This window comes from Nocardiopsis flavescens, assembly GCF_900141985.1.
GTDB lineage: Bacteria > Actinomycetota > Actinomycetes > Streptosporangiales > Streptosporangiaceae > Nocardiopsis > Nocardiopsis flavescens.
Genome location: NZ_FQZK01000042.1, coordinates 1 through 25895, shown reverse-complemented (window position 1 = coordinate 25895; position 25895 = coordinate 1). Strand labels below are relative to the sequence as shown.

The 25895-nt window shown below is 73.1% G+C and carries 23 protein-coding genes and 1 pseudogene; 12 read left to right on the top strand and 12 right to left on the bottom strand.

Annotated elements, in window-relative coordinates; all coding sequences use genetic code 11:
* Both BUE45_RS30185 and BUE45_RS32205 read left to right on the top strand, forming a co-directional pair.
* Positions 1–783, top strand: a 783-nt coding sequence (locus BUE45_RS30185; RefSeq protein ID WP_218619610.1) for a polymorphic toxin-type HINT domain-containing protein, incomplete at its 5' end; no start/stop codon positions are given.
* A 4-nt stretch (positions 784–787) separates the two neighbouring features.
* A complete protein-coding gene (locus tag BUE45_RS32205) occupies positions 788–1357 on the top strand; it encodes a hypothetical protein (protein WP_143173533.1) in 570 nt (189 codons plus the stop codon).
* A gap of 9 nt (positions 1358–1366) precedes the next feature.
* On the opposite strand, the gene BUE45_RS32200 is transcribed toward BUE45_RS32205, so the two are convergent.
* Positions 1367–2162 (bottom strand): IS5 family transposase gene (locus BUE45_RS32200; protein ID WP_143173532.1). Its coding sequence is split into 2 segments (ribosomal slippage): positions 1367–1832 and positions 1831–2162, totalling 798 coding nucleotides; the frame shifts between segments, so codons are not numbered across the junction.
* A gap of 428 nt (positions 2163–2590) precedes the next feature.
* Here BUE45_RS32200 and BUE45_RS32195 point away from each other — a divergent pair.
* Positions 2591–2911 carry a hypothetical protein gene (locus tag BUE45_RS32195; RefSeq protein WP_143173531.1) on the top strand — a complete coding sequence of 107 codons (321 nt, stop codon included), beginning with the start codon at positions 2591–2593 and terminating at the stop codon, positions 2909–2911.
* A 434-nt stretch (positions 2912–3345) separates the two neighbouring features.
* Here BUE45_RS32195 and BUE45_RS30170 read toward each other — a convergent pair whose 3' ends face one another.
* Positions 3346–3567 (bottom strand): hypothetical protein, encoded by a 222-nt coding sequence (locus BUE45_RS30170; protein ID WP_073384328.1) that lies wholly within the window; start codon positions 3565–3567, stop codon positions 3346–3348.
* Between the two features lie 435 nt (positions 3568–4002).
* On the opposite strand from BUE45_RS30170, the gene BUE45_RS32190 reads away from it, so the two are divergent.
* Positions 4003–4545 carry a hypothetical protein gene (locus BUE45_RS32190; protein WP_143173530.1) on the top strand — a complete coding sequence of 181 codons (543 nt, stop codon included), beginning with the start codon at positions 4003–4005 and terminating at the stop codon, positions 4543–4545.
* A gap of 359 nt (positions 4546–4904) precedes the next feature.
* On the opposite strand, the gene BUE45_RS30165 is transcribed toward BUE45_RS32190, so the two are convergent.
* The 5 genes from BUE45_RS30165 to BUE45_RS33970 form a co-directional block, all read right to left on the bottom strand.
* Positions 4905–5111 (bottom strand): hypothetical protein, encoded by a 207-nt coding sequence (locus BUE45_RS30165; RefSeq protein ID WP_178378700.1) that lies wholly within the window; start codon positions 5109–5111, stop codon positions 4905–4907.
* A 69-nt stretch (positions 5112–5180) separates the two neighbouring features.
* Positions 5181–7031, bottom strand: coding sequence for a WD40 repeat domain-containing protein kinase family protein (locus BUE45_RS30160; protein WP_073384326.1), 1851 nt, complete (start codon positions 7029–7031; stop codon positions 5181–5183).
* 15 nt (positions 7032–7046) lie between these two features.
* Positions 7047–9131 carry a WD40 repeat domain-containing serine/threonine protein kinase gene (locus tag BUE45_RS30155; protein WP_073384325.1) on the bottom strand — a complete coding sequence of 695 codons (2085 nt, stop codon included), beginning with the start codon at positions 9129–9131 and terminating at the stop codon, positions 7047–7049.
* A gap of 24 nt (positions 9132–9155) precedes the next feature.
* Positions 9156–11231 (bottom strand): WD40 repeat domain-containing serine/threonine protein kinase, encoded by a 2076-nt coding sequence (locus BUE45_RS30150; protein ID WP_073384324.1) that lies wholly within the window; start codon positions 11229–11231, stop codon positions 9156–9158.
* 277 nt (positions 11232–11508) lie between these two features.
* Positions 11509–12453 (bottom strand): DMT family transporter, encoded by a 945-nt coding sequence (locus BUE45_RS33970; protein ID WP_073384323.1) that lies wholly within the window; start codon positions 12451–12453, stop codon positions 11509–11511.
* Positions 12454–12606: 153 nt separating this feature from the next.
* Here BUE45_RS33970 and pdxR point away from each other — a divergent pair, with 153 nt between their 5' ends.
* Positions 12607–14004 (top strand): MocR-like pyridoxine biosynthesis transcription factor PdxR, encoded by a 1398-nt coding sequence (gene pdxR / locus BUE45_RS30140; RefSeq protein WP_073384332.1) that lies wholly within the window; start codon positions 12607–12609, stop codon positions 14002–14004.
* A gap of 90 nt (positions 14005–14094) precedes the next feature.
* On the opposite strand, the gene BUE45_RS30135 is transcribed toward pdxR, so the two are convergent.
* On the bottom strand, positions 14095–15309 hold the full coding sequence (locus BUE45_RS30135) for an MFS transporter (RefSeq protein WP_073384322.1): 1215 nt from the start codon (positions 15307–15309) through the stop codon (positions 14095–14097).
* A 475-nt stretch (positions 15310–15784) separates the two neighbouring features.
* Between BUE45_RS30135 and BUE45_RS30130 the strand changes: the two genes are divergently transcribed.
* Complete coding sequence (locus BUE45_RS30130) at positions 15785–16312, top strand: hypothetical protein (RefSeq protein ID WP_073384321.1); 528 nt, start codon at positions 15785–15787, stop codon at positions 16310–16312.
* Positions 16313–16443: 131 nt separating this feature from the next.
* Here BUE45_RS30130 and BUE45_RS34155 read toward each other — a convergent pair whose 3' ends face one another.
* The 4 genes and pseudogenes from BUE45_RS34155 to BUE45_RS30115 all read right to left on the bottom strand — a co-directional run bounded on the left by BUE45_RS34155 (position 16444) and on the right by BUE45_RS30115 (position 20181).
* The gene (locus BUE45_RS34155; RefSeq protein WP_449406670.1) at positions 16444–16854 is read right to left on the bottom strand and encodes a ricin-type beta-trefoil lectin domain protein; all 411 of its coding nucleotides are present in this window, start codon (positions 16852–16854) and stop codon (positions 16444–16446) included.
* Positions 16843–17694, bottom strand: a pseudogene (locus BUE45_RS30125) (glycoside hydrolase family 16 protein); the annotation flags it as partial. The pseudogene BUE45_RS30125 and the gene BUE45_RS34155, both read right to left, overlap by 12 nt.
* A gap of 334 nt (positions 17695–18028) precedes the next feature.
* Positions 18029–18916 (bottom strand): glycoside hydrolase family 16 protein, encoded by an 888-nt coding sequence (locus BUE45_RS30120; RefSeq protein WP_073384319.1) that lies wholly within the window; start codon positions 18914–18916, stop codon positions 18029–18031.
* Between the two features lie 497 nt (positions 18917–19413).
* The gene (locus tag BUE45_RS30115) at positions 19414–20181 is read right to left on the bottom strand and encodes a siderophore-interacting protein (RefSeq protein ID WP_073384331.1); all 768 of its coding nucleotides are present in this window, start codon (positions 20179–20181) and stop codon (positions 19414–19416) included.
* A gap of 332 nt (positions 20182–20513) precedes the next feature.
* Between BUE45_RS30115 and BUE45_RS30110 the strand changes: the two genes are divergently transcribed.
* The 6 genes from BUE45_RS30110 to BUE45_RS30085 all read left to right on the top strand — a co-directional run.
* A complete protein-coding gene (locus tag BUE45_RS30110; protein ID WP_073384318.1) occupies positions 20514–20879 on the top strand; it encodes a hypothetical protein in 366 nt (121 codons plus the stop codon).
* A gap of 770 nt (positions 20880–21649) precedes the next feature.
* On the top strand, positions 21650–21841 hold the full coding sequence (locus BUE45_RS30105) for a hypothetical protein (protein ID WP_073384317.1): 192 nt from the start codon (positions 21650–21652) through the stop codon (positions 21839–21841).
* A gap of 96 nt (positions 21842–21937) precedes the next feature.
* Complete coding sequence (mshC, locus tag BUE45_RS30100; protein WP_073384316.1) at positions 21938–23161, top strand: cysteine--1-D-myo-inosityl 2-amino-2-deoxy-alpha-D-glucopyranoside ligase; 1224 nt, start codon at positions 21938–21940, stop codon at positions 23159–23161.
* A gap of 92 nt (positions 23162–23253) precedes the next feature.
* Positions 23254–24180, top strand: coding sequence for a pyridoxamine 5'-phosphate oxidase family protein (locus BUE45_RS30095; protein ID WP_073384315.1), 927 nt, complete (start codon positions 23254–23256; stop codon positions 24178–24180).
* A 148-nt stretch (positions 24181–24328) separates the two neighbouring features.
* A complete protein-coding gene (locus BUE45_RS30090) occupies positions 24329–25477 on the top strand; it encodes a hypothetical protein (RefSeq protein WP_073384314.1) in 1149 nt (382 codons plus the stop codon).
* A gap of 151 nt (positions 25478–25628) precedes the next feature.
* Positions 25629–25895: trehalose-phosphatase (locus tag BUE45_RS30085; protein WP_245833592.1), on the top strand; the 267-nt coding region annotated here is incomplete at its 3' end.

Below are 25895 nucleotides of genomic sequence, written 5' to 3'. Positions count from 1 at the left end.
CGCACGGTCTTGGCCACGATCGTGGGTGAGGGTGCCAAGACCCTGGTCGAGATCACCGTGGACACCACCACGCAGGTCGACGCTGGCACTCTGGGCGAGGGCGAGTTGCCTGACGGGCCTTCCCGGCCGGGGCCGATGGTGCTGGGCGATGCGATCGTTGCCACGGACGGTCACCCCTTCTGGGTGCCGTTGCTGGGTGAGTGGGTCGACGCCGTCGACCTGGTTCCGGGGATGTGGTTCCTGTCCTCCGAGGGCACCCTGGTCCAGATCACCGGCACCCGCACCTGGACCGAGTCCGAGCGGGTCTACAACCTCACCGTCCAAGACCTCCACACGTACTATGTGCGTGCAGGGGAGATTGATCTTCTCAGCCATAACTGTCAGTTCTCTGCTCGTGCAGAGCAGATCTGGATGGCTGAACCCGATGAATATGTTCGAAAAAATGTAAATACTGTGGCTGTAGTTCGAGCTGGCACTCCGAGTGGTCATCAGGTTGATTTGATTTCCGGCGCTGGTGATGGACTAACTCCAGGGCAAATGTCAGTGCCTCTTCCTAAGGGGGAGATGCATGTGCCGAACATTGCGGAGACCCATGCAGATCAGAACATCTTCCTCTATATGCAGGCGAACGGGTATTCGCTTATTGCGGGCGGCACTTCTCGGAACGTCTGTCGGAATCGCTGCCATCCATGGATTCGTGAATTTGGCGGAGCTATGAGGGGTCCAGTTTTTGACGGGAGTGGAGTGACTACCACGCGTCAGCGTAGTTTTGAGCTCCGGTGAGGATGTGATTGAAATGTTGGTGGAGTCAGAAGTAGTTGATTTTCTTCGCAGCGGAACGCTGGAGTGCGCATATGATTTTTCTGCAAGCTGCGTAGAGAGGATGGCGCCGATTTTTATTGCTCTCCGTGGGCCGGTGGGCGGGCGTGAAGAGGATCTAGATATTTTTGTCGAACTCCTCGACCGGCTCTGGGTCTCGGATTCCGATGACGAGTATTTCGCGCGTGCTGTCGGCAGGTTGGAAGAGTTCGCTGAGATGCGGCCGGGAGACGTGGAAGTATCTTCCGTTATCGACACGTATTGCTTTTATGCTGTCCTTGCTGCGCGCCATGCCGCATTATTGCGCTCTGAAAAAAATATTGAGGCTGCATTGAGTTGTGGTCATGTGTGCCTCACCGCCATGGGTCAATTTGATAATAACAATCCTGGTTCTTCATTCTTTTGCGAAGAGCATGAGATGCAAAGGCTGATTTTTGATGTCCTTGAACGTGTTAATTTGGATAACATCAGGGAAGGGGATCGCGTTGTCGGTCAAGCGAGGGTTTCGGCCTTGATTGGTCGCCTTTCTGGTCGCTGAGAACTCATCTCAAAAGCCATCAGCGTGCTTGGTCGGGTGCTTGTAGCAGATGAGTATGCGGGCGATGCCGAGCATGGCCAGGAAGGTGGAGGCCTTGCGTTCCCGGCGCACGTTCAATCTGCGGTAGGGGCCCGGCCAGGCGATGGAGTGCTCGATCTTGTGCCGGTGCCGGCCCAGGCGTCGGGAGGACTCGGTGCCGGTGCGGGCCAGGCGCACTGCGATGCCGCGTTCGCGCAGTCGGCGGCGCTGGGCCCGGGAGTGGTAGGCCTTGTCGCCGTGGAGCTTGGCCGGACGCCTTCTCCGGGGGCCTCGCCGCGATCGCACCGCGGGGATACCTCGGACCAGGGGCTTGCGTGCTTCGGTGTCGTTGACGTTGGCCGCGGAGATCGCGCAGGTCAGCGGCAGGTCCTGGTTGTCGCACAGCAGGTGGAGCTTGGGGCCGGGTTTGCCCCTATCGGTGGGGTTTGGCCCCGTTTTCTCCCCCTCTCTTGGCGCGAATTGACTGGGAGTCGATGGTGGCGCGGGACCAGTCCAGCGGGGCGCGTGTGCCCAGCTCGTCCAGGATGGTGCGGTGGATCGTGGGCCACGGGCCCGCCTCGGTCCAGGTCTGGAACCAGCGGTGGGCGGTGGCGCGGGTGACGCCGGACAGGCCGTCGGCCTTCTCCCGGGAGCAGCCGGAGGCCTGGACGAACAGCACCGTGGTCAACACGGCTCTTTGGTCGACTCGGGGGCGGCCGGTCTTCGGTGCGGGTGGCAGCAGGGGCTGGACGATCTCCCAGAGCCCATCGGGCAACACATCACTCACAGCACGTGATCATGCCAGGCGCAGGGCCACCTCGCAGGGCTTTTGAGATGAGCTCTAAGGGTGACATGGCCACGGTTGTGTATAAGCATGACGTCGTTTAGGAAAATGTTTCCATGGTCGGCTCGGCGCACGATTTTGTGACAACTGCCAGGGCTGTTGAGGATCCGAGTTGGAGTTGGGGGTAGAGTGGTCTGATCGGGTCTGGGGCTGGCTGGTTTTCATATTTTGGGTGGATGTGCTTTCAATTGGGTCTCATGGCTGAGGATAAAAGATTTTCTGAGTACGGCACGCGACGTCTCTCTGAGATTCTCTTCGTAAGGATTTTTCCGCGACTGCAGGGTCTGGGATCCCTCTTGGTGAGAATGAGGAGGAATGCTCGATTTAGCGGCGTTGATATCCGAGACGCAAAGGAGCTATTCTTTTTGGACATGGTCCTGACGCTGCTCTATATCCTTCCGCTTGTTCTGGTTGCTGAGATTCTTTACCAGGTGGCGCCGAGTGGTTTGCATTTGGGTGGGAATAGAGAGTCGTTCTTTTTGTTCGTCTTCCTCTTGGGGGCTCCGGCTATAGGTGTCACATTTGTCATGGTTGTCGAATCGGCAAGGGCTGTTTTTCTTGGCATCATTCGAGGGGGCGATGGAAAGATGTATTCCCTTGGAGGGGGTTCTTACTTTGTCCTACATGTTATTTTTACCTTGATCGTTCTCTGTGGATTTGTGGTTGCAATCAATGGACTTCTTTGGGGTTAATTTGTTAAATTTCTGATCTCGGGGGTGTTTTTGGGTGACTTGTGCTGGAAATCACCTTCGTTTTCTGGGGGGAGGTTCCCGCATCCTCAATCGCCCCTGCGAGGGGTAACAACACAACGGCGCCAGCCTGCAGCGCGAACACCCATGCCAAGGGTCCATTCCAGTCAGAACAGGGTCTCCTGATCTTTGGCGCTCGGGGGAACCCTCTCCCCGGCAGTCAGGGCCCCGGAGTTCTCGCGTTTCAGATCCATGCAGACTGGTCTCGGCTGATGCCGTGGAGATCGAAGACCTTGTCCGGATGAGTGTGGGCTCTGCGCTCGGACACGAGGTTCTTCCACCCCGTGGCGCCAGCGCCTGGCGGACGATGTCGGTCAGGCATCCCAGCACGACCGGAGCCGCCCCGGTGCGGGTGCGGCGTGCGTCTTCTTTGAAGGTCACGTCCCGCACGTAGTGCACTCGGTTCTCCACCGTCCAGTGCCCGGGGCATGGGCGGCCACTTCCGCGGGGCAGACCTGGTGGGCGTCCAGGTCGGTGGCGGCGAAGACCACCTCGCGGCTGCCCTTGACGGTGCCGTGCCTGCGGCGGCAGCGCTCGATGCGCACCACCTGGCGTGCTCCGGGGAAGGCCAGCCCGCTCACCGTGGTGACCTTGAGCAAGCGGCGCTCTTCCCGTCCGTGGGCGTGGACGGGTCCCTCATCGTGGGCGAGGGGGGACCTCGTTCCAGGGCAGGGCGGCCGGTTGCTCGTGCAGGGTGGGGCGGTTGCCCTTGACGTAGATCAGGTGGTGGGCGCCGCGTTGGAGCAGGTAGGTGGCGTGGGGGAGACCGTGTGCAGGGCATCGGTGGTGAAGGCGCCTGTCTCGGCTCCTTTGCTTCGGATCGGGTGCCGGCGACCACGGTCGCGTCGTGGTGTCGGGCGGCGTGGAAGACCACCGACGTGGAGCGCTGGCCTTCTGTTACAACGCGCTACTCGTACAATATCAAGAGTCGGTATAGGACTCGTGTTTTGTCGAAATCCAGTTATCGAGTGAGCTGGGTTAAGGGGACGGCCAAGAGTTGCAGGAATGGTTACTCGAGCTGTCGCAGTGCCCCCATGCCTGCTTATGTGCAGCCGGATTCAACAAAAAATGGCGGACAGATTTTTGATGAGAAGGCGCAGGCGTTGCAGGATGCCATATGGGATTGGAAAAAGGAAGTGCCCGGACATTTCTATGACCATGCGGTAGTTGGTGGTTCCTGCTGCATGGTCGTGTGTGGGGCTGTTGAGTTTCATGATGGGGTAATTTCTACAACTGTTGGAGGTATTGGCGTTGGAGCCGGATGGTATGGAGGATATTCCCACATGGATCCGAGGGGTGTCGGGCCTTTTTCTCCTGGTGCATGTGCCGCTTATAAACTTGGCGGATGTTTTGCAACCCAAACGGTAAGAGAAAATGGGACGAACGTCACGCGCGGCGCTAGGGGAATGCTCGAGGCGGGCTTTGGGTTGAAGGTTGGCGCCGATTGGGGCATGGGTGGTCTGGATTTGCACAAGATTCCTGTCTCCGCTAGGGAGGAGAGGGGGGTTTTGAGGCCTTGGGCGATGCCTTTATTCCTCCTGTTTTCCCTGGTGGTCCTGGTTGGTGAGGGGAAATAGATGCTGGGATATCTAGTCTTGGCTGCGATCCTTATGTTTCTAGGGGGCCTGCTGGTGGCTTCTGGATATGGAAGCTGGAGGAATTGGGGTGAAATTCAAAGGTCTTCCCTCTTTCTTGTTCCATTCATGTTGAGGGCATGGGAGAAATCTCGTGGGGGCCGAATTGACTCGACTAATAGGGCGATGTCTTCCCTGGTTTGGGTTGCATTGGGGGTTGCGCTTTTTGTTACGGGATTGGCGACTTTGGCGGAAATCATTAGACAGTTGATCGTTGTGGGTTGGTGGTAGTTTCCCTGTCCGTCTGCGAGTTGGAAGAACACGTGGGGCCGCCCTCCGTCACCCGACGCATCCGGTGCTGCCTATTGGTAAGTGGAGCAGTGGGTGGTGGTGTCGCCGTGGCGGAGGGTGTCCATGCGGTGTTGCCACTGGATTCGCAGGCCGGGGCTGGTGTTGAGGACCGGTAGGACGCTGGTGACGAGTCGGAGTTCACGGAGCCGGAGCAGGGCGGGGAACCCGGGCCAGGTCAGGGCTTCTTCATTCTCGCTGACCAGCACCAACGTCACCACCCACCAAGAATGAAACAGCCCTGCGCCCGCAGGGGCCGGAGCGGGCCGGGGGGACCGGGCGCCGCCCGCTCACGGCGTTTCGACCGGCTCCCAGGTGTGGGGGTCGAGGAGGCGCACGCCTGTGTCCTGTGCCGTCACCGCGACGACCTCGCCGCTCGGGTGCGGGGCCACGTGCCACAGCTCCTGGTCCCGGGGCAGCAGGTTCTCCCCGCTCTCCAGGTCCCACGCCCCGCTGTACGAATCCGCCTCCGCCTCGTAGTCCCGCGGGTCCGAGTCCCACCACATGACGTACACCCGGCCCAGCCAGGGGTCCACGACGATCTCGCGGACCCAGGGCGCCCGCAGCTCACCCGCGTCCTCCATATCGAACGCGTCGACCCGCTCACCGGCGGCGACGTCCCACACGACGACCTCGCCCCCGTGGGCGTAGACGACCTGGTCGGTCCCCGGGACGGGAGCGAACACCGCGTCGGCCACCGGACGGATCGTGTGCAGGCGTTCGCCGGTGCGCACGTCCCAGAGCGTGACGTGCTCCTCGGCGGAGCCGCCGAAGGCGCCCAGGAGCAGACGCCGTTCGTCGAGGAACACGGGCGTGCCCCCCGGGGTCTCGAAGGTCGTGACGGCCTCCCCGGTCCCGCCGTCGACGATCTGGGTCCTCGTGCCCGCGTCCAGTCCGGACAGCGCGATCAGCCCCTCGGGGGAGACCGCGATCCCGGTCGCGCCCGGCGGCGGCCCGGGGGAGGGGCCGCCGGCCATCCCCCTGACCCCGTGGTCGGCGGCCGTGCCCGAGACCAGGTCGAGGACCTGGCCCACCGGTGTCGGGTACTCGTCCCCCGGCCGTGGTTCCGGCTCCATGACGACGGTCGCGATCTCGCACCCGCCGGGTACGAAGGCGAGGCCGCCGAGCCTGGAGACCTCCACGTCGGGGCGGGCGACCTCCCGGTCCTCCCGCCAGTCCCACACGCTCAGCTCGTCCTCCGGCGTGTGCATCGCCAGCAGGTCGCCGTCGGGTGAGAACCGCAGGTGGGAGAAGACCTCCGCGTCCTCCAGGCTCCGCTCCCCGTCGGGGGCGAAGCCCTGCGCCCCGGTGCAGTCGGCGACCGCGTCCCCCGGGGCGCCGGCGGACTCCGCCCGGTCCTCCCGGGCGGCCACGAACGCGGTGGCGGCCACCGCCGCCACCGCCAGCACGCCGGCGGTCGCCGCCGCCAGAACCCGCCCGCCCGGGCGCCTTCCGGCGGCCGGCCCGTCCCCCGTCTCCGGTGCCGGATCCGCCCCCTCCAGCATCCGCACCAGCTCGCGCGCGCTCGGCCGCAGCGCGGGGTCGGGGTGCGCGCACCCCTCGACCAGGGTCCGCAGGCGCGGCGGCACCCCGGCGTCACCGGCCACGGCGGTCATCAGGTCCGCCCAGTGCCGCACGTCCTGTGCGGGCCCGGCGGACGGCTCGGCGCACACCGCCTCCGCGAGCACCGCGCCGCCCGGCGGCGTCAGTACGCCCTCCGCCCGCAGCGGCCCTGCGGCGACCCCCGCCGCGTGCAGGTCGGCCAGGCCCGCGGCCAGCGCCGCCGCCACGGCGGCGAACCGCTCCGCGGGCAGCGCGCCCCCGTGCCGTTCCACGAGGTCGGCGAGGGTGCCGCCCTCCGGGCGCGCGAACGCCGCCCACGGCACCGCCCCGCGGGTGTCGGCGCCGACCGGCCGGCACACGTACCGGCTGCGCAGTCCCCGCAGGGCCCGGACCCGGTCCGCGAACGCGGCACGGAACGCCGGGTCGGTGGCCCGCCGCGGGCGCAGCAGCACGAGGGTCACCCGTGTGCCGCCCCGGGCCCGCCCGACGTGGCGGTGGGCCGTGTCGTCGGCGCCCAGTCTGCCGAGCAGCCGGTAGGGGCCCACGGAGGGCGGGTCGTGCGGGTGCGGGGGGAGCATCCGGTTCCTCTCCGTTCAGCCGATCTCGTCCAGGACGTCCGCGGTCGCGGCGTCGACGATGCGGACGGTGGTCGCCTCCCAGGGCAGCACCGCCAGCACCACGCCCCCCGGGTGGGCCGCCAGGGTCCGGACGTCCGCCTCGCCCGCGGTGTCCGCCCCGGTGGTCACCTCCTCGCCGGTGGACAGGTCCCAGGTGATCCGCCGCCCGCTGGACCCGAGGATGAAGTTCGCGTCGTACACCACGTGGAACAGGTCCGCTCCGGGCACCACGACCATCTCCTCGAACAGGTGGGGCGGATCGCCGTCGGGGCGCAGGACCCGGGGCTCGCCGCCCGCCCGGTAGTCGATGTGCACGACACCGTCGCGGGTCAGGTAGAGCAGGTCGGCTCCGTCGCCGGGCAGCGCCACCGAGCCGCGTGCCGCCTCCAGGACGTCCTCCCCGCGGAACACCTCCCGGCCGGTCGAGGTCTCCAGCACCGCGACGAGGTCCGCACGGTTCAGCGCGAGGTGCGCGCCGTCCGGCGAGTACGCGGCCCACTCCGCCGACTCCTCCCAGACCTCGGTGACCTCACCCGTCTCCAGATCGATCCTGCGGGTCCCGCCGGGGCCGACCGTGACCTCCCCGCCGTCGGGGGAGAACACCAGGACGTCGAAGCCGAAGGGGTCGCCGACCACATCCTCGGCGTACACGTCCCGCTCCCCGCTGCGCAGGTCGAAGACGTGCATTCCGCCCCCGGTGGAGAAGTAGGCGAAGCGGCACCCGTCCGGGCTCACCGTCGGGGTCCCCGCGAAGTCGGGCAGGTCCGCGCCCACGTAGGCGACCTCCTCTCCCGCCTCCCAGTCCCACAGGGCGACCCCGGACGGGTGCGAGACGGCCAGCAGTCCTCCCCCCGCCACGAAGGCGAGCCGGGGGAAGACGGCCATGTCGAGGTCGTAGGTGTCCTCTCCCGGCACCCGCGGCTCCTCCCTGGCCGCACCGGCGTACTGTGCCGCGAAGTCCCCGGGCCGCGAGCACACGCCCGCCCCGCCCTGGCGCGTGTCCCCTCCGGTGCCCGCCGGTGCGGTGCCGTCCCGGCCCGAGACCGCCCACACCCCCGCGCCCGCGACCAGGACCAGGGCGGCCGCACCCGCGCCGACCGCCCACGGGCCCCGGCGGCGGCCCGTGCCCGCCGGGCGCCGCGGGCGCCCGGACACGTATGCGGAGTGTTCCCCCGCGGCCTCCTCCACCGCCCGTGCCGCCGCCTCCGGGAGCCAGTCCCGCGCCCCCGCGGCGGGCTCGACCGGACCGCCCAGCTCCTCCAGCACCCCGGCCGTCGACGGCCGGTCCCCGGGGTCCTTGGTCAGGCACCGGGCGAGCAGGTCGCGCAGGTCCCCGGGCACGGACGCCAGGTCCGGGTCCAGCCGGGTGATGCGGTAGACCACGGCCGACGGGTGCCCCTCACCGAAGGGCCCGGTCCCGGTGAGCGCGTACACGGCGGTCCCCGCCAGCGCGAACACGTCCGTGGCCGGGGAGGCCTCCGCGCCCCCGTACTGCTCGGGGGCGGCGTAGCCGGGGGTCCCGGCCACCAGGGTCTCCTCCTCACCGGCCTCCTGCCCGCCCCCGCCGCCGGGCTCCTCCAGCACCCGGGAGAGCCCGAAGTCGATCACCTGCGGCCCGGCCCCGGTGACCACCACGTTGCCGGGCTTGAGGTCGCGGTGCACCAGGCCGCCCGCGTGTACGCCCTCCAGCGCCGACGCGACGGCCCGCAGCAGGAAACGCACCGCTTCCCCGGTCAGCGGTCCGGTCTCCCGGACCAGGTCGTGCAGGGTGGGGCCGGCCGCGTACCCGGTGGCCATCCACGGGACGCGGGCGGCGGGGTCGCCGCCCAGGACTCGCGGGACGAAGGGGCCCCGGGCGCGCAGGTACAGGTCGAGTTCGCGGGCGAACCGCGCCCGGAACCCGGAGTCGTAGGCGTACTCCGCCCGCACCGCCTTGACCGCGGCCAGGGTGCCGCCGGAGTCGGCGCCCAGGTAGACGCGGCCCATGCCGCCCGCGCCGAGCACGGCGCGCAGGCGGTAGGGGCCGAGGGAGCGGGGGTCTTCCGGGGAGAGTGCGCGCATGGGGCCTTCGTTCCGGTCCGGCGTTCAGTACAGCTCGTTGAGGACGGTGAGGTTCCCGCCGTCCAGGACCAGCACCTGGTTCGAGTACGTGTCCAGGACGGCGACGAACTCGTCGCGCGGGCCCGCGTCCAGGGGGCCGGGCAGCAGGGCGTCGCCGTCGCGCAGGACCTCGCCGGTGGCGGTGTCCCACACGGTGCCGAGCAGGTCGGTGCCCTCCGAGGGGGCCTCCACGCCGGCGTACAGCCGTTCCCCGTCGGAGGAGAACGCGGGGTGGAACTCCACGTCCGGACCGTCCTCGCCGATGCGTCCCAGGTCCCGCAGGGTGGTGCCGGTCCCCAGGTCGACCAGGCGCATCCGGTCGGTGTCCTCCAGCAGGGCCAGCACCGACGGGTCGGACGGGTGCGGGGCGAAGTCCAGGCCGCCGGGGCCCTCGAAGTAGTGGACCCAGTCCCCGGTGCCGGCGTCCCACACGGCGACCCCCAGCACCCGGTCGAGGTCGTCGCCGACGGTCCCGACCAGCATCCCGCCGTCCGCGGTGAACTCCAGGTCGAACACGTAGGTGAACGCGTCCGGTCCCAGCAGGGGGATGGTGAGGACGCGTTCGGCAGCGGCGACGTCCCACACGTGCACCACGTGCTCGATCACATCCCCGTCCGGTTCGTTGGCCACGACCGCCACCCGGGTGCCGTCGGCGGACAGGGCGGGGACGCGGGGGTTGGTGCGCTGCTCCTCGTAGACCAGGGTGTCCTCAAGGGTCAGCGTGCCGGCGTCGTCCCGGAGGATCTCGATCCGGTCGCGGTGGGCCCGTCCCACCCCGTCCGCGTGGACCGCCGCGACGGTGCCGTCGGCGTTGGCGACGGCCTCCGAGGGGGAGGGGTCCACGAAGTCCGTGATCTCGCCCGCCCGCCAGTCCCAGACGGCGAGGTAGAGGGAGCCGGTGACGTACACCCGCTCCCCGTCGGGGGAGAAGCCCACGTCCTCGGCGGACGTGAGCGACCCCTTGTACTCCCCGGAGTCGAAGGCCGTGTCGGCGGCCCCCTCCCCGGTCCGCGCCCCCGCGGCGGGGTCCCCGCCGGAACCGCCCGCCCCCTCGCCCGGCCCGCCCCGCCACGGCAGCGCGGTCAGCGCGTGGCCGCCCCCGGCCACCAGCGCCAGGGCCGCCGCCGCGGCGCCCGCCGCCAGGGCGGTCCGCCGCCACCGGGCCCGCCCCGCGGTCCCGCCGTCCCCGCGCTCCCGCAGGCGGCGCACGTCCTCGGTCACCGGGTCGGGCAGCCACGCGTGCGCGGTCTCCGGCACCGGCACGTCGGCCAGCTCGGCCAGGATCGCGGCGGTGTCCGGGCGGTGCTCGGGGCCCTTGGCCAGGCAGCGGGCCAGCAGGTCGCGCAGCGGGCCCTCGGGGACCGCCTCCAGGTTCGGCGCCCGCGACAGGATCCGGTGCAGGGTCTCCTCGGGGGCGGCGAACCCGAACGGCGGCTCCCCGGAGGCGGCGAACAGCACCGTTCCGGCCAGCGAGAACACGTCGCTCGCCGGGGACGCCTCCCCGCCGGTGATCTGCTCGGGCGAGGTGTAGGCGGGGGTGCCGAAGGTCTGCCCGGTGCGGGTCAGCACCGTGCCCTCCACCGCGCGGGCCAGCCCGAAGTCGATCACCTGCGGGCCGCGCGGGGACAGCAGCACGTTGCCGGGCTTGAGGTCGCGGTGCATCAGCCCGGCGGCGTGCACCGCCTCCAGGGCGCGGGCCAGCCCGGCGGCCAGCACGGGCAGCGACTCCGGGGGCAGCGGCCCGTGTTCGCGCACCGCCTCCTTGAGGGTGGGGGCCGGCACGTACTCGGCGGCCATCCACGGCACGTCGGCGTCGGTGTCGGCGTCCACCACCGCCGGGGTGAGGGGGCCGGCCACCCGGCGGGCGGCGCGGACCTCGCGGGCGAACCGGGCGCGGAACCCGGGGTCGTGGGCGAGGTCGTCCTTGACGAGTTTCACGGCGGCCAGGTCGCCGCCGGGGGTGCGGGCGAGGTAGACGTCGCCCATGCCGCCCGAGCCCAGGCGGGCCAGCAGCCGGTGGGGTCCGACGCTGCGGGGGTCGTCGGGGGTGAGGGGGTGCACGCGGGGTCCTCACGGTGTGACGGGGCGGGAGCGGGGCGCCGGACCCGGTGCAGGGGGAGGGGCAGGGCCACGGTACATCCCGGAACGCCTGCGCGGCGGGCGTTGTCCACATGCGGACTCCGCACCGTGCCCGAACGCGCACACGCGGTGCCGCGCCCGGGCGCCGCCCCGGTGCCAAGCCCCGGGCGGCGTGCCCGGGAGTGCCCGGCAGGGCCCGCCCGCCGCCGCGCCGGCCGTGCGGTGCGGCGCCGGGCGGCGCGGTCCCCGCCGCGCGGGCTCAGGGGGTCGGCCGGGCCCGCCGGGCCCGGCGGGGCGGGGGCGCGAAGCCGACCGCCAGGCCTGCGCCGATCACCGCCATGCCGATCCACGCCCCGAGCGAGGGCAGCGGGGCGCCCAGGGCCGCCGCCACCAGGGCCGCCGTCGGCGCCGCCGCCCCGGCGGCCAGGCTCGCCGCGCCCGCGCCGATGCGCTCCACCCCCGTGAACCACAGCACGAACGACAGGGCCGTGGCGATCGCCCCCAGGTAGAACACCGCGCCCAGCACCGCCGGGTCGGCGGCCGTCGCCCACCCCGCCGGGTGGACCACCAGCGACAGCGCCCCGAAGACCAGCGCGGCCGTCACCGTGGTCGCCGCCGTGTAGCCCCACGCCCCCATCCGGGGCAGCGCGGGCGCCCCGAACAGGGTGAACCCCGCCTCCAGGGCGATCAGCGACAGCGCCATCAGCACCCCGACCATGTCGGCGTGCCCCCACCCCGTCACCGCCACCGCGCCCGCGCTGACCACCAGCGCCCCCGCCACGATCCGGGCGGAGGGCCGTTCCCCCCGGGTCAGCGGCCCCGCCACCGACAGCACCATGGGGATGCACGCCACCGCCGCCGCGAGCACCGCCGGTTCGGCGTGGGCGGTGCCCACGATCAGCGCCAGGTTGAACCCCACCAGCCCGGACAGGGCGCCCGCCACCACCCACAGCACGTCGCGCCCGCGCGGCAGCGGTACCCGCCGCGCGAACACCCGGGCCAGGGCGACGACCGCCAGCGCCGCCACGGCGTAGCGCGCCGCCTGGACGACGAACGCGGGCATGTCCGCCGTCGCGCCGATCACGGCGACGCTGCTGCCCATCAGGGCCATGCCGCCCAGCGCGGGGCCCAGGCCCCACCAGGACGACGGCGCCGGTGCGGAGGGGATGGACGGGGCCGGAGAGAGGGAAGGTGTCTTCTGCACGCCTCCACCCTGGACCCGGTATGGTCCGACGAACAGGACCAACGGCGTCCGTTCCGAGTGGACCAAGCCGTCGGGGCCGACTCCGCGGGACGCGGCTCCGAGAGCAAGTGCCGCGCGGGGACCGGACCCGGGCGGGGCAGGGAGGGCGGCGAGATGGCGCGGGGCTCGGACTTCCTGCAACTGGACGCCTCCGCCGTGCCCCGGGGCGGGCGCACCGAGTGGCTGGCCGCCGCCCTGCGCGCCGCGGTCGCCGCGGGGGTCCTGCCGGTGGGGTCCCGGCTCCCGCCCACCCGCGCCCTGTCCGCCGAACTCGGCGTGGCCCGCGGCACCGTGGTCGAGGCCTACCAGCGCCTCACCGAGGAGGGGCTGCTCACCGCCGCCCGGGGCGCCGGGACCGCCGTGGCCGCCCGGCCCGTCCGCGCCCCGGCCGCCGCGCCGTCCGGGACCTGGGAGCCGCCGGTCTTCGCGGCCGACGTCGTCGACCTGGCCACCGGCGTCCCCGACCTGGCCGCCTTCCCCCGCGCCGCCTGGCTGCGCGCCGAGCGCGAGGTCCTGTCCACCGCCACCGCCCGCTCCCTGGGCTACGCCCCGCCGCAGGGCACGCCGGAGCTGCGCGCCGAGCTGTCCGCCTGGCTGGCCCGCTCGCGCGGGGTGCGCGCCGCCCCCGGGCAGATCGTCGTCACCGCCGGCGTCACCGGGGCGCTGAGCATCCTGGCGCAGGTGCTGCGCGCCCGCGGGATGGGGGACATCGCCTGCGAGGACCCCGGAGCCGACGGCAACCGCGCCATCCTCGACCACTGGACCGGCGGCTCCACCGTCCCCGTCCCGGTGGACGGGGACGGCGTCGACCCCGCCGCCCTGGCCGCCACGGACGCCCGCGCCGTGCTGGTCACCCCGGCCCACCAGTTCCCGACCGGGGTGGTGCTGTCCGCGCCGCGCCGCCGCGCCCTGCTGGCCTGGGCGCGCGCCCGCGAGGGCCTGGTGATCGAGGACGACTACGACGCCGAGTACCGCTACGACCGCTCGCCGGTGGGGGCCCTGCACGGGCTGGACCCGCACCTGGTCGCGCACACCTCCAGCCTGTCCAAGACCCTGGCCCCGGCCCTGCGCGCGGGGTGGCTGGTGCCGCCCCCGCACCTGCTGGAGGACGTGGTCCGGGCACGCTGGGCGGCCGACCTGGGCTCGCCCTCGCTGCCCCAGCTGGCCCTGGCGCTGCTGCTCCGGGACGGGACCCTCGCCCGCCACCTGCGCACCATGCGGGCCCGCCACCGCGTCCGCCGGGACGCCGCCGTGGCGGCGGTGCGCGAGCACCTGCCGGGCCGTCCGATCCTGGGGGTGGCGGCGGGCCTGCACCTGCTGGTGCTGCTGCCCGAGGGGGTGGACGACCGGGAGGCGGTCGCCCGCGCCGAGCATGCGGGGGTGGCGGTGCAGCCGCTGTCGCGGCACCGCACCGCCCCCGGGCCGCCGGGCCTGGTCATCGCGTACGCGGGCCACGGACCCGCGCGGCTGCGCGGGGCGATCGCCCGGCTGGGGGCCGCGGTCCGCCGCTGAGAGCGCGACCCGGACCGGGCCGGGAACCGGCCCGGCCGCCGTGGTGCCGCTCCGCTGCGGAAGCCCGTCCGCCCGGCGGTCCGCCGCAGGTCAGGAGACGCGCGAGGACTCCCGTGCGGAGGCGTCCGCGGACCCCGCCGCCGGTGCCGCCGGTCCCGCCTGCGCACCCCGGTCCAGGAACCCGGCCGTGACCGCGATCCCCAGGCCCGCCACGGCCAGCACCGCGCCGATCGCCGCCGGGGACGACAGCCCCAGCCCCGCGGAGATCCCCAGCCCGCCCAGCCAGGCCCCGCCGGCGTTGGCGAGGTTGAACGCGGAGTGGTTGGCCGCCGACGCCAGCGTCGGGGCGGCCCCCGCCTTGTTCATCACCAGCAGCTGGAGCGGCGTGGTCACACCGAACCCGACCGCGCCCAGCACCACCACGGACGCCATCGCGGTCCAGGGGTTGTGCACGGTGAGCGTGAACAGCGCCAGCACCACCGCCAGCGCCCCCAGCGCGACGTAGATCGTGGGCCGCAGCGCCCGGTCGGCCAGCGGGCCCACCACCAGCGAGCCCAGCGTCATGCCGATGCCGAACAGCGCCAGCACCACGGTCACGCCGCCGCCGGTCATCCCGGCCAGCTCGGTCATCATCGGCGCGATGTAGCTGTACACGGCGAACACCCCGGCGAAGCCGAACACCGCCGCCAGCAGCCCCAGCAGCACCTGGGTGTTCCCCAGCGCCCGCACCTCGGGCATCAGCCGCCCGCTGCCGGTGCGCTCCAGCCGGGGCACGAACACGGCGATGCCGACCATGGCCACCACCGCGATCGCGGTCACCACCAGGAAGGCGGCCCGCCAGCCCATCTCCTGGCCGAGCAGGGTGCCCACCGGCACGCCGATGATGTTGGCGACGGTCAGGCCCAGGAACATGCGGGCGACCGCGCGCCCCTGCCGGGCGGGCCCGGCCATCTGGGCGGCGGCCAGCGCCCCGGCGCCGAAGAACGCGCCGTGCGGGAGGCCGGCGACCACCCGGGAGGCGAACACGGTCTCGTAGGTCGGGGCCAGCACCGTGGCCAGGTTGCCCACGGCGAACAGTCCCATGAACAGGATCAGGACGGCCTTGCGCGGCAGCCGGGTGGCCATCGCGGTGAGCAGCGGGGCGCCGACGACGACGCCGAGGGCGTACGCGGAGATGAGGTATCCGGCGTGGGAGATGCTCACGCCGAGGCCTGCGGCGACCTCCGGCAGCAGGCCCATGATGACGAACTCGGTGGTCCCGATGGCGAACGCGCCTACGGCGAGGGCGAGCAGGGCCAAGGGCATGGTGAACGGGCCTCTCTGAACGGCTGTGGAGTGGACCGGGGGGCTGCGTCGGTGTGCGGGGGCGCGGGCTCCGTCGCCCGGGGCAGCCGGACATGTCCGGCGACACTGGCACAACCGGTGACCGGGGGGGTCTACTTCCCGGTAACCGCCCTTTTCCGGGTGTGACGTCGGACCCACCGGCCCGCGGGGGAGCGGCGCGCGGCGCGGCGGTGCCCGGGCGGGCCCGGCCTCCGAGCCGGGCGCGCGTACGGTCCGGCCGCCGGGGGACCGGCCCGCGGGGGTTCGCCCGGGCGGAGGGCGCCCCCACCCGGCGCACCCGCCCCCGCACCGGTCCGTACCGGGCGGCGCCGCCCGCCCGCGCCGGGCCGCGGTGTGCGAGGCTGCGGGAACAAATCCGCCGTCCCCGGCGGGCGGGGTCCGGACGGCACCGGACCGCCGCCGCGGGGCCGGCGGCCGATCGGGGCGGGAGGCGGCCGTGGCACTCGTGTTCGGGCTGGTGGCGGACTTCGGCGGCGATCTCCGTGCCGCCCGCGCGGCGGCGGCCGTCGCCGCCGCCTCCGGGCCGCTCGCGGCGGGTCCCCACCGGATCGCGCCGCACCCCCCGCTGCCGTGGACCGACCCCTCCGGCCGGGTGGAGCTGTCGGTGGTCCCGCGCGGGGTCGGCTCCGGGACGGCGCTGGACGGGGACCGGCCGCGCACGGCGCTGACCGCCGCCGAGTACACCGCGCTCGGCCGCGCCCTGTACGACCTGCTCCGGGCGATGCATGGGTACCGGGCGGCCGCGGTCGGCTGGAACGCGGAGCCCTCGGTCGACCCCGCGGAGCTGCGGGCCGCGCGCGCCGCCGACCCGCACGCCTGGGGCGACGACGGGCTGGTCCTGGCCGACACCGTCCTGGCCGGCCTGGGCGGCGACGACCGTTTCCTCTTCTTCGCCCCCGGCTTCTCGCACCTTCCCTGGCGGGGCGTGCGCCCCTCCTCTCTCACCGCCGACCCCGCCCCCTGACCGGGGCCGCGGACGCCCCGGTCCGGGAACGCGGACGGCCCGCCGGCGGGAGGGCCGGCGGGCCGGGCGATTCAGTGGATCGTCACGGGTGGTGCCGCGCCCCGGGACGGCCCGGGGCGCGGGTCAGGCCGTCAGGGCAGGTTCCAGCGCTGGACCGCACTGCCGTCGCAGTTGGCGATCTCCGTCCGGGCCCCGTCGTTCTGCACCCGGCCCACCGGCTGCAGGCACCGTCCGGACTGCGGGTTGCGCAGCCCCTGCCCGTCGGTGCGCTGCCACTGCTGCGCGCCGGAGCCGTTGCACGTCCACAGCTGCACCCGGGTGCCCGCGGCGGTGTTGCCGCCCGACACGTCCAGGCAGCGGTTGTAGGCGCGCACGGTCCCGTCGGAGCCCACCGTCCACTGCTGGGCCTGGTTGCCGTTGCAGTGGGCGAGCTGGATCGGGGTGCCGTCGGCGTTGGCCGCGCCGGCCACGTCCAGGCAGATCCCGTTGGAGGCGGTGATGGTGCCGGTCCCGCCGCCGCCCCCGCCGTCCAGCGAGTACACGCGCACGTAGTCCACGGTCATCTGCTGGGGGAACTGGGTGCTGCCGTCGGGGTAGCCGGGCCAGTTCCCGCCGACCGCCACGTTGAGGATCATGAAGAACGGCTGGTCGAACACCCACTGGTTGCCGCCGGTGCTGGCGCGGGTGACCGTGTGGTACGGGTTGCCGTTGACCGACCAGGTGATGGAGCCCGGCGCCCAGTCGACGGCGAAGGTGTGGAAGTCGTCGGCGAACGACCAGCCCTGCGGGTGCATGTAGGAGCCGGTGATCCCGCCGCCGCCGGAGTACCCGGGACCGTGGACGGTGCCGTGCACCAGGTGCGGCTCCCGGCCGATGTTCTCCATGATGTCGATCTCGCCGGAGTTCGGCCACGGGGTCCCGGGGAAGTTCCCGCCGAGCATCCAGAAGGCGGGCCAGATGCCCTGGCCGCGCGGGATCTTGATCCGCGCCTCCACCCGCCCGAAGTGGGGCTGGACCTTGTTCTGGGTGGTCATCCGGGCCGAGGTGTAGGTCCCGTTCGCCTCGCGGCGCGCGGTGATGACCAGGTTGCCGTTGCCGTCCAGGGCGGAGTTGGCGCGGCTGTTCGTGTAGTTCTGGAGCTCGTTGTTGCCCCAGCCGTGGCTGCCGGTCTCGTGGTTCCAGTTGGCGGCCGAGGGAGCGCTCCCAGCGGCCCCGTTGAACTCGTCCGACCAGACCAGCGCGGCCTGGGCGGCCGCCGCGGGCGCGGCCTCGGCCGGTGCGGCGGGGGCGGGGGCCGCGGCGGAGGTGCCGGGGACCAGGAGGGCGAGGGCGGCGACGGCCGCCACGACGGAGAGGGGGGTGCGGAATCGTTTGGTGCGCATGGGCGTACTCCGGGGGATGGTCCCGCCCGGGGGCGGGGAGCGGACGGAGCGGCCGGGCCGCCGGGCGGCGGACACGGCCGTGGCGACCGAACGCGGTCGCGGTGTAACCCACTGAATCGTTAAGTGACTTTACGTTTAGTTAAGGGTCCGAAACAAGAGGGGGGATCCGATCTCTTTCGGTCCGCGCGCCCGTGGGCGTGGTGTTCGGTCCGTTCGTGCCCGCGACGCGCACCGCCCGCCGGTCGTGGGACCGGCGGGCGGCTGATTCAGCGGGTTCGGAGAGGGGTGGCCGGGGGCCGGGGCGCCGGAACCTCGCCCCGGGCCGGGCCCGGTCCTAGACCGAGCCCTGGCCGTCGAGCGAGTAGACCCGCACGTAGTCCACGGCCATCTCCTGCGGGAACTGGGTGGTCCCGTCGGGGTAGCCGGGCCACTCGCCGCCCACGGCGACGTTGAGGATCATGAAGAACGGCTGGTCGTAGACCCACGGGTTGCCGCCGGTGTCGGCGGGGGTGACGGAGTGGAAGACCTCGCCGTTCACGGACCAGGTGATCGACCCGGGCGCCCAGTCGACGGCGAAGGTGTGGAAGTCGTCGGCGAAGGACCAGCCCTGCGGGTGCGTGTAGGAGCCGGTGATCCCGCCGCCGCCGAAGTGGCCCGGGCCGTGCACGGTGCCGTGCACCATGTGGGGCTCGTACCCGACGTTCTCCATGATGTCGATCTCGCCGGAGTCGGGCCAGGGCGTGCCGGGGAAGTTCCCGCCGAGCATCCAGAAGGCGGGCCAGATGCCCTGGCCGCGCGGGATCTTGATGCTGGCCTCGATGCGGCCGAACTCGGGCTGGACCTTGTTCTGGGTGGTGATCCGGGCCGAGGTGTAGGAGCCGTCGGCCTCCTGGCGCGCGGTGATGACCAGGTTGCCGTTGCCGTCCAGCGCGGAGTTGTCCCGGCTGTCGGTGTAGTTCTGGAGCTCGTTGTTGCCCCAGCCGTGGTCGCCGGTCTCGTGGTTCCAGTTGGCCGGGTCGGGAGCGCTCCCAGCGGCCCCGTCGAACTCGTCGGACCAGATCAGTGCCGCCTGCTCGGCCTCCGCGGAGGCCAGTTCGGCTCCGGCGGGCGCGGCGGGAGCGGAGACCGCCGTGACGGCGCCGAAGGCGAGGACGGGCAGGGCGGCGACGGCGGCCGCGACGGCCAGGGGGGTGCGGATTCTGCTGCTGCGTTCAGTGCGCATGGGTACTCCGGGGGTCGTCCCGCCCGGGGGCGGGGGATCGGACGGAGCGGTCGTGCCGCCGGGGCGGCGGACACGGCCGCGGCGACCGGGAGTGGTCGCCGGGTGACCCGCTGAATCGGTACGTGACTTTACGTTCGGTAAGTGACCCCGAACAAGGGGTGGAGTCCGGTCTTTTTGGGGACCCGGTCCCCGAAGTGCGGTCCCTCCGGCCCCACGGGACCCACCGCCCCCACTCCGACCGGGGCGTCCGCATCCCGCGGTCCGCGCACCCCCCGGTCGGCCCGAAGACGGGTGCCCCCGGCTCGGTTCCGAGCGCCGCCCCCGGTTTCGGACCGGTTCCGCCCCGGGCCGGCCGCGCCCCAGCGGTCCGTCCCGCCGCGGCCCGAAACCGGTTTCGGTCTGCACGTGCACCTGCTCTCGCAGAGTCCGCATACCGTCGCCGGCGGACCCCGGACGGGGCGGGGCCGGGCGCGCGCCGCCCGGCCCCGCCCCCGCCCTCACTTGTAGGCGGCCGTCCCGTGCCGCCAGTACCCGATGAACGAGATGTGCCGCTTGGGCACCTTGCGCTCGCGCACCAGCTCCCGGCGCAGCGCCGTCGGCAGCGTCCGCTCCCCGGCCACGAAGCAGTACGGCACGCCCTCGGGCAGGTCCGCCGCCAGCACCGTCCGCAGCGCCAGCTCCCCGGGCACCCCGCCCCCGCCGTCGCGCGGCAGCCAGTGCACGTCCACGCCCTCCGGGACCGCCACCTCGCGGATGTCGGCGGACTCGGGGACCTCCAGGTACACCTGCGCGCGCAGGTCCGCCGGGGCCTGCTCCAGGATCGACAGCAGCGCGGGGACGGCGCTCTCGTCGCCGACCAGCAGCTGCCAGTCGGCGTCCGGGCTCGGCAGGTAGTAGTACCCCTCGGCGAACAGGCCGGCCTCGTCGCCCTCCTTGGCGTGGAGCGCCCACCCGGAGGCGGGGGCCTGCGCGCCGTGCACCGCGAACTCGATGTCCAGCTCCAGGCGCTCGGGGTCGAACCGGCGCGGCGTGTAGTTGCGGAACAGCGGCCGCTCCGCGGAGGGCATCAGGTAGTAGTTCGCGATCCAGCCGTTGCCCGAGCCGCCGGGCATGCGCAGCCGGTCCTGGCCCTCGCGCGGCAGGAACAGCCGGGCGCACTGGTCCAGGCCCAGGTACTCGAAGTCCGCCAGCTCCTCGCCGCCCAGGGTCACGGTGACGAAGTTCGGGGTGGTCCGCTCGGTGCGGACGACGCGGGCGCGGACCATGGCGCGGCGCTCGGGGTTGACGATCTTCACGTTTGCGCTCTCTCTTCCCGGCTAGGGGGTAGGGCCGGGTGTCGTCAGGGGGCGCCCGGTGAAGGTTAGGTTAGCCTACCCAACTTTCGGCGAAGGGTTTCGGGGTGCCCTCCCCGGGGAACCGGAAGGGGACCCGTCAACGCGGTCGCCACAAAAATCCCCTCGAAAGAATTCCGAAACCGCGTCATAGGCGATCCGCGCCAACGTGTTCAGGGTGAACCGAAAACCCGGACACCGCGTCGGTCCGCACCCCGGGTGCGCCGAACGTCCGAGTCAGCCGTCCCCCGATGGAAGGTCCGCAGATGAGTGCCATGCCCACCCCCGTCCGGTCTCACCCGTGCCCCGCCGACCCCGCCGACCTGGTCGGCCGCTGGGTCCGCCTCGACCACGGCGCCTCCGCGGCGATCGGCGTCCTCGACGACGCCCGGCGGGAGGGCGGGTCCGGCGGCTGGGAGTGGACGCTGCGCACCGCCGAGGGCGTGCTCTCGGGCCGCGGCCCGCTGGCCGCCCGGCCCCTGACCGACCCCGCCGAGCTGCGCTCGGCCCGCCGCGGGCTGCGCGCGCACCGCGCCGACCTGGCCGAGTACGGCGCCCCGGACGACCCGGCGCTGACCCTGGCCGCCGAGGACCTGGACCTGCTGGAGCTGGAGGCCGCGGCCCGGCCCTGAGCCCGGCCGCACCGCCCGGAGGCGGGCGCGTTCCGGGCGGCCGGTGCGCCCCGCGGCACTCCGCGCCCTGCGTCGCGCGGAGGGTGGTCGTCCCGCCGAGGGGTACGGCCCTCGCGACCCTGCCCGCCGCATGGGTGCCGCCGGCGTCCACCGGGTCGGCGTCCGGTCGCCCGCGGCGGTTCACTCCTCCCGGCCTGCGGGCCGTCGGCACGCGGTGGCCGCCCGGCGCCGGCCGGCCACGACGATGAACCGCGATGACGCCGCCCGAAAGCCGCACCTCCAGGGGGCGCTACCCGTCCGACGGCGTCCCCGCCCGCCCACGGTCCGCGCCAGGTCGTGTCCCTCCCGGTGGCGGCCCCGGTGCGCCCGCGACCCTCAGGGCCCCGCCGCGCCTCCGGTGCCGGGGGCACAGCACACCAGGACACCGGCTCCGGCCGCCCCGGACCACCGGCGGCGCCCGCCCGGCCGCCCCGGCGCCGGAGGGCCGCGGGGCCGGGGAGGGCGTTTTCCCCCGACGCCCCCGCCCCGGACACGCATTCCGGGGCCGCAGGCGCACCGGTGACGGCCACTCCTCGGCTGTGAGAACCGGACAAAAAGCACCACAGTCACCACCCGTCCCAACCTTCACAGAAAAGGACAGGGTGAAGGCGCCGACCTGCGCGGGTACTCCGTACCGATGACCACTGTCACGTTCCCGGTTGCCGATCTGTGACAACCCCCTGCGTGACCGGTGCGTCTCCGTCAGAGACGGTGAACGGGAGGGGGAGGCGATGGAGGGGCGCAACGGCGTTCTCATGGAGGCCGGGGCCTACTGGCTCTTCTACGTGGTCTCGGTCATCGGCGCCCTCGTGCACTGGCGGCTGGGCAACGAGGCGCTGGCGGCCGTGTGCGGCACCGCCGCCGTGCTGGCCGCGCTCTTCATCGCGGCCCGGCACCGCGACGGCCTGGCCGCCCCCCGCTGACCCCCTTGATTCCCCTCCGACGTGGGGTGATCATCACCGCCCGCACCGCCCCTCCCTGGGCGTTCGCCGACACGGTGTCCGGATAGTCTTCCCGGTATGCGTTCTTGGTCTGCGCCTGACATCGTTCCCCTGCCGGGTACCGGCGGCCCCCTGCGTCTCCACGACACGGCCGCCCAGCGGATACGGGAGACCGCCCCCGGGCCCCGGGCGGGGATGTACGCCTGCGGCATCACCCCCTACGACGCGGCGCACCTGGGCCACGCCTTCACCTACCTGACCTTCGACCTGGTCAACCGGGTGTGGCGCGACGCCGGGCACGACGTGAACTACGTGCAGAACACCACCGACATCGACGACCCGCTCCTGGAGCGGGCCCAGGCCATCGGCGTCGACTGGCGCGACCTCGCCCACCGCGAGATCGACGTCTTCCGCGACGACATGGCGGCCCTGCGCATCATCCCCCCGACCTCCTACGTCGGCGTCGTCGAGTCGGTCGACCTCATCAGCGACCTGGCCGCCCGCATCCGCGGCACCGGCGCCGCCTACGACCTCGACGGCGACCTGTACTTCTCCGTCGCCGAGGCCGCGCACTTCGGCGAGATCGGCCACCTGGACCGCGCCGAGATGCTCGACCTGTTCGGACAGCGCGGCGGCGACCCCGGCCGCACCGGCAAGAAGGACCCCCTGGACTGGCTGCTGTGGCGGGCCGAGCGCCCGGGCGAGCCCGCCTGGGACAGCCCGCTGGGCCGGGGGCGCCCCGGCTGGCACATCGAGTGCAGCGCCATCGCCCTGGACCGGCTCGGACCGGCCTTCGACCTCAACGGCGGCGGCAACGACCTGGTCTTCCCCCACCACGAGATGGGCGCCGCCGAGACCCGCTGTATCACCGGGGGGCCCAACGCCCGCGCCCACCTGCACGTGGGCATGGTCGGCCTGGACGGCGAGAAGATGTCCAAGTCGCTGGGCAACCTGGTGTTCGTGCACAAGCTGCGCGAACAGGGCGTGGAACCGGCGGTCATCCGCCTGGCCATGCTCACCCACCACTACCGGGGCGCCTGGGAGTGGACCGACGAACACCTGACCCGGGCGCTGGCCCGCGCCGACCGGTGGCGGTCGGCCTTCGCCCTGGGCGCCGGGCCGGACGCCGCCCCCCTGCTGGCCGCGGTGCGCGCCGCGCTGGCCCAGGACCTGGACTCGCCGGGGGCCCTGGCCGCCGTGGACGCCTGGGCGCAGGAGGCGCTCACCGTCGGCGGCACCGACACCTCCGCCCCGGCCCTGGCCCGCACCACCGCGGACACCCTGCTCGGCGTCGCCCTGTAGCGTCGCCCCGGGCGCCGGCCGTCCGCGGCCGGCGCCCGCGCACACCGGGGGCGCACCGCCCCCGCCCCCCGAAGAACGGACGCACCCCCCGCATGCCCCCCTTCGCCCCCGAGGTCGCAGACGTCGTCGACTCCTACCTGAGCTGCGAGTTCGCCACGCTCGCCGCGGACGGGACCCCGATGGCCTGGCCCACCGCCGCCCGGCGGGACCCGGACACCGGGCACCTGCTCGTGACCACCTCCCTCGCCTACGCGCAGAAGGCCCGCAACGTCCGCCGCGACGGCCGCGTGGGCCTGCTCTTCTCCGACCCCACCGGCAGCGGCCTGGAAGCACCTCCCCAGGTGTTCGTCTCGGGCACCGCGACCTGCCCGGAGCGGATCCACACCGCCCCGGACGAGGCCGCCGAGTACTGGCGCACGCTCCTGGTCCGCCAGCCGCACAGCCGCGGGTTCCTCCGGCCGCCCGGCCGGTGGCTCATGGACTGGTACTACATGCGGCTGTTCATCACCGTGGTGCCGGACCGGGTCGAGGTCCGCCCGCCGCTGGCCGGGCAGCTCGACGGGGCCGCGCCCCGCGGGCCCGTGCCCGCGCCCGGCCCGCTCGGCGCCGCCCTGGTGCAGGAGTTCCCCAGCGCCGTCCTGGGCGCCCCCGGCGCCGACGGCGAACCGCTGCTGGCCCGGGTGCGGCCCACCGCCACCGCCGAGGGGTTCGCCGTCCAGGCGCCCGAGGGGGCGGTCCCGGGCCGTGCCGCGCTCCTGGTCCACCGCCACGACGAGGCGCTCGACGGCATGCGCAACGCCTCCGTCCGCGGCGCGCTGCGCGCCGACGGCGACCGCTGGCTCCTGGTCCCGGACAGGGTGGTCGAGCCCATGGGCGGCGGACGCCCCTCCGACACCTTCCGCATCCTGCGCGACGCCCGCCGGGCCACCGCACGCTACCTCCGCGCGCGGGGGCTCGCCCGGCCGCGGATCGCGTGGGACCGGTTCCTGGAACTGGTCCCCGACCAGGGCCGGGGGTAGCGGCGGGGCCGGGGCCGGCCCGGCGCGCGGTGCCCCGCGCCGGGCCGGCCCCGACCGCCGTGGAGAGCGGCCCCGGGCGGGCGGTGCGCCGCCCCCGCGGGGGGGCGCGGCGCCGGGAAACGTCGGTGGGCGCTGCCACGATCCAGACATGAGCACAGGAAACGACGTACTCACCGCCACCGACTGGAAGCACACCTTCCACGCCTACGGGCTGGGCACCGACGTGCCCGAGCACCTGTCCCTCCTGCTCTCCGCCGACCCCGCCGACCGCGACCGCGCCCTGGGCCACCTCTACTCCGCGGTCATCCACCAGGGCAGCGTGTACTCGGCGACCGTCCCGGCCGCCCGGTTCGTGGCGGGCGCCCTGTCCGACCCGCGCCTGGACGCGGGCCTGCGGCCCCGGCTGCTCGGCTTCCTGCGCGACGCCGCCGAGGCCGTGGCCGGCCACCTGGCCGAGCCCGCGCCCCCCGTGCTGCCCGGTCCCGAGCGCGAGCGCGTGTACGCCGCGATCGGCTCCGAGGACGAGGACGAGGCCATCGACATCTGGGAGGACGAGGCCTTCGACTCCCTCATGTACCACGACGCGGGCGTCGCCCTGCGCGACGCCGCCGCGGAGCTGTACGCGGCGGTGCACCCCCACCTCACCGGCCCCGACGGCGCCACCCGCATCCGCGCGGTGGAGGCGGCCGGCGCCCTGGCCCGCCTGGGCGGCCGGGCCCCGGACCTGTCGGGGGCGGCCGACACAGCTGAGACCCGCGAGGAGGGCGCGGTCATCGTCCTGGTGCTGGGGGAGACCGGCGGGGACACCGCCGAGTTCCTCGCGCACGCCGACCCGGCCATCCGCGCCTGCGCGGCCCTGGCCCCGGGGCAGCGGGGCAACCCGGCCGCCCTCACCGAACTCCTGGACGCGGTGCGCGACCCGGGGGAGGCCGAGGCGTGGTTCGCCGACCGTCCCGCCCGCTTCCAGGGCCGGGACGGGGTGCGGGTCACCCTGCTGCGCGAGGCCGCCCGCCGGTGCGGCCCGGACGACGCCGAGCGGATGCTGCCGGTGTTCCGCGCGCTGGCCCCGCTCACCCCCGCCTCGGGCGCGCGGGCCGACCTGGGGCCGATGCTGGAGGCGGCCTTCCCCGGCGGGGTGCCCGCGGTACCCTCGCGGGCCCAGCGCGGATACCTGCGGGCCCTCGCCGACGCGTCCCCGCCCTGGACCGGGGCGCGCGTCACGGGGTTCACGGCCCTGCTGGAAGGGCTCGGCCTGCCCGCCGAACGCGACGCCGTACGCGCCCTCGCACAGGCCTGATGCACGTGCAGATGCTCCGTACCTTAAGACTTCCTCAACCGACCCCTAAGGTCGTGTGAAACCCCTGCCCGGGGGTGCTTTCCCTGCTCTACGTTGGCTTCGCCGGCCGCCCCCCGCGGCCGGCTTCCCGCAGACAGACGGAGGTGACCCCGTGCAGGGTGTCCGAGCGCCCCACCAGGAGCCCGTGCTCCTGCCCGCCGACGTGCGCGACCGCGTGTCCGCCCTGGCGCGGACCCACCGCCTGCTGGTGGCCTGCGACTACGACGGGACCCTCGTCCCGCACACCGCGGCCGACGCCCGCCCGGCGGCCGAGGCCCTGAGGTCCCTGCGTGAGTTGGCGGAGTTGCCGGGCACGGTGTGCGCGGTGATCTCGGCCCGCCCGGTCCGGGACCTGGCCGCGCTGTCGCGGCTGCCCGGG